Below are 13784 nucleotides of genomic sequence, written 5' to 3'. Positions count from 1 at the left end.
ACCAGCGCGCGTGCAGCACTAGGGTGAGGGACTTCGGCGCCTCACAACCAGTTCTTGCGCTTTGAAAGCTGTCCGACCCCCGGATTGAATTGATTGCACGGATCCAGGGCCCGATAGAAATTTCGGAGCTCCGGGCCGGCGCGATACAGATGTCCAACGTTGTGTTCGGCGGGATATTGCGCGCCACGGGCGTCCAGCAGCTTCCACATACGGTGTTCCAGTTCCAGGCAGTCCACGCCCTTTTTCACGATGTAGTCCTGGTGGAAGACATGGCAGAGAAAGTGCCCGTAATAGAGCTTGGCCACCATGGCGGTCTCCATTTCCGCGGGCAGCACTTCCAGCCAGTCCCGGTCATTGCGCTTCAAGGCAATATCGAGCGCGACGATGTCCTGCACCGCGTCCGGATGCATGGCGCGGTAGCGGACGGCGGCCCCCGCCGCCGCGAATCGCAGCAGGAAAGCCGACGCGCCCTCTTGCGGGGTACACAGGAAATACGCGCCGCTGGCCTTCTTGAAATAGGAATCCAGGAAAACCTGAAGCGGCTCCTTCAACTTTCTCGACACCTTGATCATCAGATAGTGCTCATACCGGGCGCGAAAGTCGCGCAGGCGGGCGGGCAGGTGATCGCCACAGCGTCCGCTGAAGAACTGCAATAGCCGGTCGCTCATGTTCCTGGGAAGGAACGAGAATCTCGCGCAGAAATTGTCCACGCGTGCCTTCAATGCGAAAAAGGTCGGAAGCCTTGCGGTGCCCAGCCTGCGGATGGCCAGGAAGGTGTCCTTGCCGTAGACGTCGGCGATATCGAACGCGTCCCTGTGCATGTATTCCCCTGCAATGGGCAATGCCGGCAGGGCCGTCAAAAGGTATCGTCGAATATCCGTCAGTTCCGAGGGATCGTTCGTCCCGATATAGAAAACGTCGGTCTGTGTCTCCGCCGGAAACGTGTCCAGGCGCACGGCAAAGAGAATCAGTTTTCCGGCGCTCCCTGAAGCCTCGTACAACCGTTTCGGGTCCGCGTTGAATCGCGCCGGCGAGTCCGCGTCGACGTCGCGCACGTGCCGTGCATAATCCTGGTCGGACCCTCGCCCACCGTCGCGGATGTCATCGGGACGATAGGTCCCGTCGTCCAGACGCCGCAGGATCTCCTCCGGGGTTTCGCCCAACGAGATGCCCAAGTGGTTGACCAGGGATAGCTTGCCGTCCTGCCCCAATTGCGCGAACACGGCCATTTCGGTAAAGGCGGGACCTCGCTGAACCAACGATCCACCGGAATTATTGCAAATCCCGCCGAACACCGAAGCGCCAATGCATGAGGACCCGATGACCGAGTGTGGTTCGCGTCCCAGCGGCTTGAGCGCCTTCTCCAGCTGATCCAAGGTTGCGCCGGGAAAGCAGATCACCTGGCGCCCATCGCGGATCAGCTGTATTTTCTTCATGCGCAACGTGCTGATGATCACGATCTCCCGATCGTAGTCATTGCCGTCCGGGGTGGAACCCCCGGTCAACCCGGTATTGGCCGCCTGCATGATCACGATCTTGTCATGCGCCACGCAAGCCTGGACCAGGCGCCATTGCTCCAGCAGGCTGCCCGGGCGCGCGACCGCGATCGCCGATCCGAAGCCGAAGCGGAACCCTGTCCGAAACCGTTGCGTATGCTGCGGGTCGGTCAAGACATGGGCGGTGCCTACAATGCCACGCAATTCGTCAAGCAGGCGCTGGTTATCGGGATTCATTCAGGTCCTTGGTAAGAAACTGTGGGAACGGGAAATCATGCCCATCACGCCATCGGTGACGACGCAAGGGGCAAGCGCGGTCATTCACTGATCATCCCGGCCTTGTCGCGCACCGTTTGGTAGCGAGAGCGCTCTTGCGCCAGGAACTGAACAAATGCGTCCTGCTCCAGCACGACGGCACGCCAGCCGGCTTCCTGCAATCGTTGACGGACCGCTTCGTCCTGGACCGCGCTTTCGAATGCGGCGCTCATTTTTCTTCCGATCCCGGGAGGCAATTGAGCGGGGCCGAAGAGCCCGAGCCAGTTGGTGAATTGGTAGCCAGCCATCGACGGCAGCTCCGAGATGGCGGGCACGTCAGCGAACAGCGGCGAACGATTCGCGGATGTAACCGCCAGCAGGGTCAGTTTGCCGGTCTTGATGTGCGCTACCAGCGGGGGTAAGCCCGTGATGACGAAGTCGATCTGGCCTCCGAGAACGTCGTTGACCGCTGGCGCGGCGCCCTTGTACGGCACGTGTTGCCAATTCACGCCGGCAATCGATTGCATCGCGGCGCCGGCGAAATGCATCGTACTGCCACTGCCCGGCGTGCCATAGTTGAATTTGACACCTTGCTTTTGTGAACTGGCAACCAATTCACCTAGCGACTTCGGACCGCGCTCGGGATGCGCCACGATTCCCAAAGGCGTGTCGCCCACGAACGCGATTGGCGTCAGGTCCTTTTCCGGATCATAGGGCAAGGGCTTTCCGGCGATGGGGGTAACCAGGACTTCCGCCGGCGACGACAGCAGAAACGTGTAGCCGTCTGGCTCGGCACGCACAACGGCCTGGGCGCCGATCGCGCCCGAAGCGCCCGCGCGGTTTTCCACGACGACCTGCCGTCCCAGGATCCTGGAAATGGCGGCACCATAGATGCGGGCGGCGGTATCGACCCCTCCGCCGGCGGGATACGGCACGATCAAAGCGACGGGACGTTGCGGCCAGGGATTGGCCTGGGCGCCCGCGCCGAAAAGCGCAAAACAGGAAACGAGAATGGCAGTTCGAAGCATGATGTCTCCAAGTCAGGCCGTCACCGGCCTGCGTCACAGGAAGGCGCGGGCTGACGAGACCAGCAAGGCCGCGCCGGATAGCGTCAACAACATCAGGACGACGCGGCGGAACGTTTCGTCGCACAGGCGGGCGTACAGGCGCGCGCCCAGCCAGGTCGACACCATGACGACGGGCAGCAACGCCCCGAACCAGGGCAGCATGGCCGCCGACACGGTCGACGACACGACATAGCACGTCATCGTGAACGACAGGATCAGCAGGTTGAATCCCTGGATCAGATTGCGCTGCACATCGCGGGGATAGTGGCGCAGGGTGCACCACAAAGCGGGCGCGAGTCCCGTGAGGCCCGCCAGGCTGCCCAATATCCCGCCGCACAGGCCGGCGATGCCCTCTCCCAGGCGGCCACGGCTGTCCAGTTCGATCTTGCGGCGCGACAGCAGCATGAACGAACACCAGGCGACCAGCACGATTCCCAGCAGCAGCTTGAAAACGGCGGGATCCAGCAGGGGCAGCAAGGCAAGGCCGATCGGCACGCCCAGCGCCCCGCCCGCCAGGAACGGCAACAATAGTTTCCAAGGGAACGCCTCGCGCACCGATAAGGCGCCGGTCACCTGGCCGACGAGCGCGCCGAACACCGTCAACACCGCGGCCAGGCTGGGCTCCAGCACCCAGGCCCAGATCGCCATCGACACCATGCTGAAAGCGAAACCCGACAAGCCCTGTACGAAGCCCGCGACGGCCGCGCCGCCCAGGGTGAACCACAACATCGGCCCGAAGAGCATATGCTGTCCCAAATGGAATCGAAGGAAGATAAGGCCAGGACCTGTTCAGGCTGAAAGAAGCCTCGCACAAGCCCTGATGCCCGCCGTGGTGCCCGCGCGAGGCGCGGCCGCCGTGCCGCCTCAGTCGAACGCCAAGGCCGAACCGGGCACCGGCGTGAAGCCGAGATCGCCACGGGCGATCACCGCTTCGCGGCCGCCGTTCTCGCGCAGCAGCGCCTGCTGGCGCGCCTTGGCCTGACGGTCGACGGCCTGCGGATCGCAGATCAGGTACAACTGCTGGCGGCAGGCTTGCAGGGCATCGGCGTGGCGCGGGTCGGCGGCCAGGTCCTGGAGCTCTTCGGGGTCGGCTTCCAGGTCGAACAACTGCGCGGGATAGCCGGCGTATTCGATGTACTTGTACTTGCCGTGGCGGATCATGAAGGCGCCGGTGGTCGAGCCCATGCCGTGGTATTCCACCAGCACGTTGCGCTGCGGCGTCTCGCCACGGGCGATGTCGAACAGCGAATGGCCGGGATAGCCTTCGCGCAAGGCCGGTTCGGTGTTGCCGACGGCGTCCAGCACCGTGGGATAGGCGTCGATATGCGTGACGGGCACGTCGACCACCCGCCCGCGCGGAATGTCGTCGCCGACCATGATCAGCGGCACGCCCGCGGTTTCCTCGAACATGGTCGACTTGCCCCACAGGCCGCGCGCGCCCAGGTTGTCGCCATGGTCGGAGGTGTACATCACGCGGGTGTCATCGGCCAGGCCGGCGTCTTCCAGCGCGTTGAGGATCTTGCCGATGTTCTCGTCCAGGAACGAGCACAGGCCGTAGTAGCCGGCGACGGCGCGCTTGACCGCGTCGCCCTCGAAATAGTCGTCGTAGTTGAAGCTGTTGCGGTAGTCCACCAGATAGGGGTGGTCCGGCCGCTCGCGCCTGTCGTACAGCTTGGGCAGCGGCAGGTTCTGGTTGAAGTAGCGGTAGTAGTGTTCCGGCGGCGCGGTCAGGGGGAAATGCGGCGCCACCAGCGAGACGAACAGCACCCAGGGCTTGTCCGATTCGCGCCGGGCCGCCTCGCGCAGCCAGACCTGGGCGCGGGCCGTGATCTCACGGTCGTAGAAGGTGTATGAGCTTTCGCCGGGCCCCGCGAAATGGGCCATCTTGTAGGCGCCCTTGCGCACCGGCAGTTCGCTGCGGACCAGCCCCATCAGGTCGCCCTTGCCCTCGATGATGTGCATGGGAATGATCTCTTCCGAGAACCCGTGGTCCTCGCCGGGCTGGCGGAAATGGAGCTTGCCAATGGAAACCACGTCGTGATCGCGTTCGCGCAAGCGATGATGCCAGCTGGGCACCGCGCCATCGTAGGCGTCGGCGTTGTCCCAGTAGCCGATCTGATGAATGTACTTGCCCACCGCGAACGAGGCCCGGGCGGGAATGCACACCGGGCTGGCGCAATAGGCCGAGCGGAACAGCGTGCCGCGCGCGGCCAGGGCATCGAGGTTCGGGGTCTGGACGATCTCGCTGCCATAGCAGCCCAGGGCCTTGGGCGAGTGTTCGTCGGACATGATGATCAACAGGTTCTTCGGTTTCACGGTCATGGCTCTACTAGGTTGAATGGCTGATGTCAGCCGCTTGATAAATTCGAATGCGGGAACGCCAGATCCCGCGTGGTCGGGCCCAGGAAGAATTCCTGGTAGTACACGCATTGCCCGCGCCCGGAACGCGCCACGGCCTGCATGTAGATGCCGCGGTAGGGATGCGTCACGCCGATGCGCTCGCACGATTCGGCATCGAAATCGGCCAGCCTCGTCAGATGGGTGATGTTGGTGATCGGCAGCTTGAATTGCTGCATGATCACCTTCTTGAAGTTGGCGCCGTTGAGCTTGTCCATGGGCATGTCCCACAGGCGCTTGAGCAATTGCCGGTCGGCATAGAACCGGCTGGAGACGCGGAACTCGTCGTTGATGATGATGATGCGGTCCAGCCGCATGACATTGGCGTCGCCTCCCAGATACTGGTTCCAGGGGCCCGCGCCGGTCACGGGGGTGCGCAGGATGGCCTGCGAGAAGATCGGCAGCACCGATCCGTCGTCGTCCAGGAAGCGGCAATGCCAGGGATCTTCGAGCCGGCGCGGCGCCTCGGCGATGAAGCTGCCCAGGCCGTGCATGCGCACCACCAGGCCCTGCTCGACCAGGTCGCGCAGCGCGCGTTGCACCGTGCCCAGGCTGAACGGCGTGAGCTGCGCCAGTTCCTCCTCGGCCGGCAACTGGTCGCCCGGCTGCCAGATGCCGCGCCGGATCGCGTCGATCAGCACCTCGACCAGCCGCTGGTACTTGGGCCGGCGGGTCGGATCGGGTGCGTGCAACGTCTCGAAAACTTCCAGACGACGTTCCAAGGTACTCATGAGATTTTCTCCCTGTCTTCCATAATCATGTCGGCGCCTTTCTCGCCGATCACGATGCTACCAGCGTTGGTATTGCCGGAAAGCAGCAGGGGCATGATCGAGGCATCGACCACGCGCAGGCGGTCGACGCCGCGGACCCGCAGCCGGTTGTCGACCACCGAAGCGGTGTCGGGGCCCATGCGGCAGGTGCCCACCGGGTGGAAGATGGTGGTGGCGTAGCCCCGGATGAAACGCAGCACTTCATCGTCGGACTCGACGTTGAACCCCGGCCGGTATTCATCGGCGACGTACGGCGCCAGCGACCGGGTGCGAACCAGCTGGCGCGCCATTCTCACTCCCTCGATCATGGTGCGGCGGTCGAACTCGGTGTCCAGGTAGTTGAACCGCGCGCGTGGCGCGGCCAGCGGGTCCGGCGAGGCCAGGTCGAGCCGGCCCCGGCTGGTCGGACGCAACTGGCAGACCGACAAGGTGAAACCGGGGAAATCATGCGGCTTGCCTGCAGTCATGTCGGCGCTGATGGTGCCGAAATGAAATTGCACGTTGGGCGTCTGCTCGCTGTCGTTGGTGCGCGCGAACATGCCGCCCAGCTGGATGCCGGCCGCCACCGGCCCGGCGCGGCGCAGGATCCACTGCAGGCCGATGCGGGCCGTCCCCCACCAGGTGCGCAGGGCGTCGTTGGTGGTGATCGGCCGGGTGCAGCGGTACATGAGCCGCGATTGCAGGTGATCCTGCAGGTTGTGGCCAACCTCGGGCAGATGGTGCGCCGGCGCGATGCCCAGCGCCCGCAGCGCATCGGCATCGCCGATGCCCGACAGCATCAGCAGCTGCGGTGACTGGATCGCGCCGGCGCTCAGCACCACCTCGCAACGCGCCCGGGCCTGGCAGGCGCGGCCGCCGCGCAGGTAGGACACGCCCACGGCGCGGCGCCCCTCCAGGATCACGCCGGTGGCGTGCGCGTCGGACTCGACGCACAGATTGGCGCCGGCGATGCCCGACCTCAGGTAGGCCTTGGCGGCCGAACAGCGCAGGCCATTGCGCGTCGTCAGCTGGAAGTAGCCGGCGCCCTCCTGGCGCGCGCCGTTGAAATCATCGGTGCGCGGCACGCCCAGCTCGTTGGCGCCACCGATAATGGCCTCTATCAGCGGATGACGGCCACGGATATCCGAGACCGCCAGCGGGCCGTCGCCGCCGTGGCATGCGTCCGCGCCGCGTTCGTTGGCCTCGGAGCGCTTGAAATAGGGCAGGACATCGTCCCAGCCCCAGCCGACATTGCCAGCCGCCCGCCAGCGCTCGAAGTCCTCCTTCTGGCCTCGGATATAGACCAGGCCATTGATCGAACTGGAGCCGCCCAAGGTACGGCCTCGCGGAATATAGATCTTGCGATTGTCCAGATTGGGCTCGGGCTCGGATTCGAACTGCCAGTTCAGCTGCGGGTTGAACATCGTCTTGCCATAACCGATGGGGATGTGGATCCACATGTTCCGGTCCCGCGGGCCGGCCTCCAGCAGCAGCACGGTCGTCCTGCGATCCTGCGCCAACCTGGCGGCCACGGCGCATCCGGCCGATCCGGCGCCCACGACGATGTAGTCAAACTCCCTGGTCTCCACGTTCCCTTCCCCTCAGATGTCCAGCACCACGGCGCCCTCGCGGACGCGCGCGCAACAGATCAGTACGCTGTCGGCGCGTTCTTCGTCGCTCAACAGGTAGTCGTTGTGTTCGATCAGGCCCGACAGGTAGTTCAGCCGGCATTCGCCGCACAGCCCCGCCTCGCAGGATGAATTGCAGGCCACGCCGGCGCCGCGCAGGGCCTGCAGGATGGTCTGCCCCGGCGCCACCGGCACCGACCGGTCGCTGCGGCGCAGCGTCAGGCTGGCCGGCAGGCCGTCCGCCGGCGGCGTTGGCGGCGGCGCCAGGTCGGCGCCGAAATGCTCCGAATGCACCGCCTCGGCCGGCCAATGGGCGCAGGCGGCCTGCACCGCCCGCATGAAGCCGGGCGGGCCGCAGAAATACAGTTGGCCATCTTCTGGCCGCTGCGCCAGCAACTGGCCGAGATCCAGCCCGTTGGCGGGGTTGCCGCCATCGTGGTGCAGGAAGACGCGGCTGCGCCACTTGTCACCGGCCAGATAGCGGGCGAAGGCGGTGCGCTCGGGCGACTGCGTGCAGTAGTGCAGCGTGTACGGCCGGCCCAGCGCGTGCAGCCGTTCGGCCATCGCCAGCAGCGGCGTGATGCCGATGCCGCCGGCCAGCAGCAGGCAATGGCCGGCGTCCTCCCGCAGCGGGAAGTAGTTGTGCACGCCCGCCACCTCCAACAGGTCGCCGGGCCGCACCTGTTCGTGCATGGCGCGCGAACCGCCGCGGCTGTCCGGCACGCGCAGCACGGCGATGCAATAGCGATCAGTGCTGCCCGGCACATTGCACAGGGAATAGCGGCGGCTGGCGCCGCCTGGAGTACGGATATCCAGGTGCGCGCCGGCCTCGAAGGCGGGCAGCGGCGCGCCGTCCGGATCGACCAGGTCGAAGGCGTAGATGCCTTGCGCCTCGTACCGGATCGCACTGACTCGCAACTTCAGCATGGCTCTCTCCGCATCCCTCAGCCGGCGGTGGCCGCCTGGTTCGCGCGGTCGAGGCCGTCGAGCCGGGCGCGCACGTGCGCATCGCGCTGGTCCGCCGGCAGCGCGTCGGCCGACCGCATGATCTCCAGCACCTGCTTGCCGGCGGCGGCCAGCTGCTTGCGATCGGCCTGCTTGTCGGCCAGTTCGGGAATGTCCAGCACCGAATCCTGGGCATAGATCGGCAGCGTCCGGCCCTGCTCCTGCAATTGCTGGTAGAGCGCGTAGGGCGCGGTCTTGTCCTGCACGGCATTGCGCAACAGCTTGCGGCACATGTACACGCCCACGTCGGAGATGCCGGGATGCTCGGCGCCATGCGCGGCGATGCGGCCCTGGCTGACAATGGCCTCCCAGTCGCCCGGCGCGCGCTGCCCCTCGTCGTAGCTGCGGTTGCCGGTCTGCCCTTCCAGGAAGTCGATCTTGTCGACGCCGCAGTCGGCTTCGTTGCCCAGGCCGTCCGGGTCGACGGTGCTGTTGAAGTGGCGGTAGCCGAAGATGATCATGTTCTCGTCGTCGACGGGCACGCTCCAGCGGGTGCAGCCGGCGGTGCCATGGCGTTCGCGCGCGGCGGTCGGCAGCAGCGAGCCGATCTGCAGGTAGTTGGGGAACACCATTTCGGTGATGCGCACCCAGATCTTGTCGCCGGGCAGGCGGCGCGAGGCGATGAACACGCAGCCATTGCCGTCGCGCGTGGCTTCCCATTGCATGACCGGCATGTCGCCGAAGCCTTCCAGCGACACGCCGGCCGAGGTCGCCGCATCCACGCCCTCGACCACCATGTGGTTGTGCAGCACGGCGGTATGCATGTGGTCCATGATGTTCTCGTAGACCTGCAGCCAGTTGCACGGGTAGATATTCGAGAACGGCACCAGCCGGGTGTCGGCGGGCAGGCTGTAGGTATCGAACTCCGGGAACCGCGGCGCCTGGCCCGGGCCCATGTAGGCAAAGACCAGTCCATCGCGCTCGAACGCGGGATAGGCGCCCTGACACACCGTTTCCTTCAGGCGCGTGGCGTCGGGTTCGCAGGGCGCGTCCAGCAAGGTGCCATCCACGCCGTAATGCCACCCGTGATAACAGCAGCGGATGCCATGCTCGGCGATGATGCCGAATTCCAGCGAGGCGCCACGGTGCGCGCACTGGCGGTGCATGACGCCAACGTCGCCGCTCTTGTCGCGAAACGCCACCAGGTCCTCGCCCATGATGCGGATGGCCTTGGGCACGTCCGTCAGTTCCTGCGACAGGCACACCGGCTGCCAATGGCGGCGCATGTATTCGCCCATCGGCGTGCCGGGATTGCTGCTGGTCAGTTCCAGGTCCGGGCCGGGCCGGTTGCGTTGCTGGTAGCCGGAGAACCGCAACGGATGCTCGTTGCGGGTCGGGGGCACGGAACTCGTGGCTTGTGTCATGTCTTGTCTCCTGATGATGGGAATGGATCAAACACGCAGATTCGATTGGCTGACGAAGCGGATCTGCTGGTATGCGTCCAGGCCTTCCGGCCCGCCTTCGTAGCCCAGTCCGCTGTCCTTGACGCCGCCGACCGGCGCGTCCGCCAGCGAGGGCGTGAAGTTGTTGATGCCGATCCAGGCGGCATCGATGCCCTCGGCAAAGGTGGCGGCGCGCTGCAGGTCGTTGGTGAACGCATAGGCCGCCAGGCCATACTCGACGGCATTGGCCCGGGCGATGGCGTCGTCGAGGGTGCCGAACGGCAGGATCGGCGCCACCGGGCAGAACGGTTCGTCGTGCAGGATGCGGGCCGTGGCCGGTACGTCGGTCAACACGGTCGGCGGGAAGAAGTAGCCCTCGCCCGCCAGGCGAGTCCCGCCCAGCCTGACGTTGGCGCCACGCCGCTGCGCGTCCTCGACCAGGCCGGCCGCGGCGGCCAGGCGCCGCTCGTTGTTCAGCGGCCCCATCCGCACGCCGGCGGCCAATCCGTCGCCCACTTCGAGCTGGCCGGCGTATTCCACGAAGTGCGCGACGAAAGCCTCGTAGAGACTGTCCTGCACGAAGAAGCGGCTGGGCGACAGGCACACCTGGCCGCTGTTGCGGAACTTGAATGCGACGCATGCCTGCGCGACGCGGGCTACGTCGACGTCGTCACAGACGATCACCGGCGCATGGCCGCCCAGTTCCATCGTGCACGGCTTGAGATGGCGCGCGGCCAGCATGGCCAGCAGCCGCCCCACCGGCACCGAGCCCGTGAAGGAGACCTTGCGGATGATCGGCGAGGCGATCAGGCGCTCGGAAATCTGCGCCGGCTTGCCATACAGCAGGCTGATCGCGCCGGACGGCACGCCCGCATCCAGGAACGCCCGCAGCAGCAGCATGCCGATGGCGGGGGTTTCCTCGGGCGCCTTGAGCACCACCGTGCAACCGGCCGCCAGCGCCGCCGCCACCTTGCGGGCGGCCAGGAACGCCGGGAAATTCCACGGCACGAAAGCCGCCACCGGCCCGATCGGACGCTTGACCGTGGTCTGCGTCAACAGCGGCGAGCGCGGCGGCAATTGCCGGCCGTAAGCGCGCTTGCATTCCTCCGCGCAGTAGATGATGCCCTCGATCACCCGGCTCAGCTCGCCGTCCGAATCGGCCAGCGGCTTGCCGTTCTCCAGCGTCAGAACGACAGCCATCTCGCCGCGCCGCTGGTCGATCAGCTGCGCGGCGCGCATCAGGATCGCCGCCCGCTCCCAGGCGCTGGTGCGCGACCAGGTGGCGAACGCGCTGTCGGCGTGGCGCAGCGCGTCGTCGATGTCCTCGTCCGTGGCCACCGGCAGCCTGCCCAACTCGGCGCCGTTGGCGGGATTGCGCACCGCCAGCGTGTCGCGCCCCTGCGCGCCGCGCCACTGTCCGCCCACGTACAGGGCGAGCGCCTGGGGATAGGCCGCCGCATCCAGGCTCGCGGCCGCCGCGGCCCGCTCTTGTTTCGTTTCCTTCATGGCTTATGACTCATCGTGGTTCTGGAAAAGGGAAGAAGATCCGTCAGGACAGCCGCTGCGCGCCGCCCGGCATGGTTCCTGCGACCGCGCCCGACGCGGCGATCATGCGGGCCTGCATGCGTCGGCGGCTGGCCTGCGGATTGATGAACAGCACGCCGACGAGACTCACGCCGATCGCCAGCACCGCGGACACCAGGAAGCCCTGCTCATAGCCAGCCGCGATGGTGTTGCCGCTGCCGATGAAACGGCCCATCAAGGCCGGCGCCACCAGGCCGCCCGTGGTCGCCAGCGCGCTGCTGATCGACATCGCGGCCGAGCGCTGCGAATCGAAGGAGATCTCGGCGACGATTGCCGAGCTCAGCACGAATGTCAGTTGCGGCAGATTGCAGCCCAGCGCCAGCAACAGCACGCGCAGCGTGGGGTGTTCGGCCACGTACAGCGACAGCAGGATGCAGGCCCCGCCCAGCAACACGAATGCACAGCTGAGCCAGCCGCGGGCGTAGATCGAAGCGACGCCGCGCTTGAGCATGCGCTGCGACAGCCACGACCCGACCAGCACCAGCGGAATGTTGATGCCGGTGAAAATCATGAACATCCAGCCGGTTTCCTGCGTGGAGTAACCCAGCGCCTTGCTCATGTAGGCCGGGATCCAGGTGAACATCACCGAGAAGATCCAATACGTGGTCCAGTACAACAGCATGTTGGCCAGGAAGGTGCGATCCGTCAGCAGCACCCAGTAAGGCACGCGCGCCTGCGATGCGTCGGCGCTGGCGCCGGCGTTGCGGACCTGCCCGTCGCCGCCGAACAGCAGCCACAGCACCATCCAGACAATGCTCAGGACGCCCAGCAGCAGGAACGCCGCGTGCCAGCTGTGGTTGAGCATGATGTAGGTGAGCACCGGCCCGGAGATCAGCAGGCCGACCGTCACGCCCTGGAAAATCACCGACGACGGCACGTTGCGCTGGTCGTCCGTGAACCAGGTGTAACAGGAGTGCAGCGCCAGCGGATACGCCGGCCCCTCGCCGATGCCCAGCAGAATCCGCGAGAAATACAGCAGCGGCACCGAGGCGAAGAAGGCCAGCGGCATTTGCGACACGCCCCAGATGCCGGCCAGCACCACCAGCACGACCTTGGACGACACCCGGTTGGCGAGGAAACCGAAGCCGATCGCCGAGACCGAGAAGAACAGGAAAAAGCTGCTGGCGATCATGCCGAACTGCGCCGGCTCGATGCTCAGTTCCTGCATCAGCGGCACGGCCACGATGCCAAGAATCGCCTTGTCCATGAAATTGATGACCATGAACAAGGCCAGAAGCACTGTCACGACCCACCCTCGTACATTCACCTTCCCTGGTGCTGCAGTTGCCATGTCTCGCCCCTTGTTTTGCGTTTCGGCGCGTTGACTCCGTGCCGTGTCAAAACTATAGTCCTATATAGTTCTTAAGTTCAATGCCCGGCCGTGTCGGGACTTACCCTAAGACCCTTGCGCTTCACCTGAAAAAATGAAATCCCCTCTGTGGCGTCACCGCGGCAGCGAACCCGACTACCGCTATTCCCTGGCCAACGAACGCACCTTCCTGGCGTGGATCCGCTCGGCGCTGGCCTTGCTGGCGGCCGGCCTGCTGCTCGATCAACCCGGCATGGCCGGCAGTCCGGCCGTGCGCACCGGACTCGCGCTCGGTCTGTGCGTGCTGGCGGTGCTGGCCAGCGCCAGCGCCTACCGGCGCTGGCGCGGCAACGAAATCGCCATGCGCCATGCGGCGGCGCTGCCGCACAGCCCGGCCCTGGCGCTGCTGTGCCTGGCCATGCTTGCCATCGGCGCGGGCGTGTGCTGGCTGCTGCTCAGCCACGCTTGATCCCCCCCTGTGAACCCGGCCAGCTGTGCGCCAACCATGACCTATCCCCGCGATCCGGGCCTGCAACCCGAGCGAACCCTGCTGGCCTGGCGGCGCACCTGCCTGGGCCTGCTGCTGAACAGTTTCCTGCTGATGCGCGGCGGAGCCTTGCACGGGGAACCCGCCGCGATCGGCGTCGGGCTGCTCGTCATGGCGCTGGCCGGCTGGCTGTATGCCCGCGTTCGCGCGCGCCTGTCCACCTCGCTTGGCGCGCGCGCCAGCGCGCCGGACCCGCGCGTCGTCATGGCGGCCACCTGCGCGGCCCTGTTGCTGTGCCTGGCGGGCGCCTGGCACGGCGTGCGCCTTTTCCACGCGGCGATGTCCTGAACCCTCGTGGCGACGCTGCCCCCTCTCCTCCCGCGCTACACCTTTGGGGCGCTTTTCATCCAGGGCGGTCACACGCC

Annotated in this window: 12 protein-coding genes; 2 read left to right on the top strand and 10 right to left on the bottom strand. The window is 66.0% G+C overall.

Translation table 11 applies throughout. From position 1 onward, the window contains the following. Positions 1-41: 41 nt before the first annotated feature. The 10 genes from dld to DK459_RS16980 form a co-directional block, all read right to left on the bottom strand. Entirely contained in the window at positions 42-1733 is a 1692-nt protein-coding gene (dld, locus tag DK459_RS17025) for a D-lactate dehydrogenase (protein ID WP_108914225.1), read from the bottom strand. Positions 1734-1813: 80 nt separating this feature from the next. Beyond that, on the bottom strand, positions 1814-2779 hold the full coding sequence (locus DK459_RS17020; protein ID WP_110134930.1) for a tripartite tricarboxylate transporter substrate binding protein: 966 nt from the start codon (positions 2777-2779) through the stop codon (positions 1814-1816). Positions 2780-2812: 33 nt separating this feature from the next. After that, positions 2813-3562, bottom strand: a complete 750-nt coding sequence (locus DK459_RS17015) for a sulfite exporter TauE/SafE family protein (protein WP_006386566.1) — start codon at positions 3560-3562, stop codon at positions 2813-2815. Positions 3563-3682: 120 nt separating this feature from the next. Beyond that, complete coding sequence (locus DK459_RS17010; RefSeq protein ID WP_110134929.1) at positions 3683-5140, bottom strand: sulfatase-like hydrolase/transferase; 1458 nt, start codon at positions 5138-5140, stop codon at positions 3683-3685. A gap of 26 nt (positions 5141-5166) precedes the next feature. Further along, on the bottom strand, positions 5167-5946 hold the full coding sequence (locus DK459_RS17005; RefSeq protein WP_006386568.1) for a GntR family transcriptional regulator: 780 nt from the start codon (positions 5944-5946) through the stop codon (positions 5167-5169). Then, positions 5943-7553 carry a GMC family oxidoreductase gene (locus tag DK459_RS17000; protein ID WP_006386569.1) on the bottom strand — a complete coding sequence of 537 codons (1611 nt, stop codon included), beginning with the start codon at positions 7551-7553 and terminating at the stop codon, positions 5943-5945. Before DK459_RS17000 ends, DK459_RS17005 begins: the two co-directional genes overlap by 4 nt. A gap of 12 nt (positions 7554-7565) precedes the next feature. After that, positions 7566-8519 carry a PDR/VanB family oxidoreductase gene (locus DK459_RS16995; protein ID WP_110134928.1) on the bottom strand — a complete coding sequence of 318 codons (954 nt, stop codon included), beginning with the start codon at positions 8517-8519 and terminating at the stop codon, positions 7566-7568. Positions 8520-8536: 17 nt separating this feature from the next. Next, positions 8537-9961, bottom strand: a complete 1425-nt coding sequence (locus DK459_RS16990) for a Rieske 2Fe-2S domain-containing protein (protein ID WP_110134927.1) — start codon at positions 9959-9961, stop codon at positions 8537-8539. Positions 9962-9988: 27 nt separating this feature from the next. Then, positions 9989-11485: an NAD-dependent succinate-semialdehyde dehydrogenase gene (locus DK459_RS16985; protein ID WP_024069387.1), complete on the bottom strand. Its 1497-nt coding sequence runs from the start codon at positions 11483-11485 to the stop codon at positions 9989-9991. Positions 11486-11528: 43 nt separating this feature from the next. Beyond that, positions 11529-12809 (bottom strand): MFS transporter, encoded by a 1281-nt coding sequence (locus tag DK459_RS16980; protein ID WP_223821435.1) that lies wholly within the window; start codon positions 12807-12809, stop codon positions 11529-11531. Positions 12810-12987: 178 nt separating this feature from the next. Between DK459_RS16980 and DK459_RS16975 the strand changes: the two genes are divergently transcribed. Together DK459_RS16975 and DK459_RS16970 are read left to right on the top strand one after the other, a co-directional pair. After that, positions 12988-13341: a YidH family protein gene (locus DK459_RS16975; RefSeq protein WP_006386575.1), complete on the top strand. Its 354-nt coding sequence runs from the start codon at positions 12988-12990 to the stop codon at positions 13339-13341. A 36-nt stretch (positions 13342-13377) separates the two neighbouring features. After that, positions 13378-13707: a DUF202 domain-containing protein gene (locus tag DK459_RS16970; protein ID WP_049054559.1), complete on the top strand. Its 330-nt coding sequence runs from the start codon at positions 13378-13380 to the stop codon at positions 13705-13707. The last annotated feature ends 77 nt before the right edge of the window (positions 13708-13784 follow it).

It is taken from the genome of Achromobacter sp. RW408 (genome assembly GCF_003184165.1).
GTDB lineage: Bacteria > Pseudomonadota > Gammaproteobacteria > Burkholderiales > Burkholderiaceae_B > Achromobacter > Achromobacter xylosoxidans.
The sequence above is the reverse complement of the archived record's forward strand: the minus strand, read 5'-3'. Positions and strand labels throughout refer to the sequence as shown.

Excerpts from the sequence above, each read along its gene's own strand:
- DK459_RS16970 (WP_049054559.1), top strand. The coding sequence starts at position 13,378 with ATGACCTATCCCCGCGATCCGGGCCTGCAACCCGAGCGAACCCTGCTG.
- DK459_RS17015 (WP_006386566.1), bottom strand. The coding sequence starts at position 3,562 with ATGCTCTTCGGGCCGATGTTGTGGTTCACCCTGGGCGGCGCGGCCGTC.
- DK459_RS16990 (WP_110134927.1), bottom strand. The coding sequence starts at position 9,961 with ATGACACAAGCCACGAGTTCCGTGCCCCCGACCCGCAACGAGCATCCG.
- DK459_RS17020 (WP_110134930.1), bottom strand. The coding sequence starts at position 2,779 with ATGCTTCGAACTGCCATTCTCGTTTCCTGTTTTGCGCTTTTCGGCGCG.
- DK459_RS17005 (WP_006386568.1), bottom strand. The coding sequence starts at position 5,946 with ATGAGTACCTTGGAACGTCGTCTGGAAGTTTTCGAGACGTTGCACGCA.
- DK459_RS16995 (WP_110134928.1), bottom strand. The coding sequence starts at position 8,519 with ATGCTGAAGTTGCGAGTCAGTGCGATCCGGTACGAGGCGCAAGGCATC.
- DK459_RS17010 (WP_110134929.1), bottom strand. The coding sequence starts at position 5,140 with ATGACCGTGAAACCGAAGAACCTGTTGATCATCATGTCCGACGAACAC.
- dld (WP_108914225.1), bottom strand. The coding sequence starts at position 1,733 with ATGAATCCCGATAACCAGCGCCTGCTTGACGAATTGCGTGGCATTGTA.
- DK459_RS16985 (WP_024069387.1), bottom strand. The coding sequence starts at position 11,485 with ATGAAGGAAACGAAACAAGAGCGGGCCGCGGCGGCCGCGAGCCTGGAT.
- DK459_RS16975 (WP_006386575.1), top strand. The coding sequence starts at position 12,988 with ATGAAATCCCCTCTGTGGCGTCACCGCGGCAGCGAACCCGACTACCGC.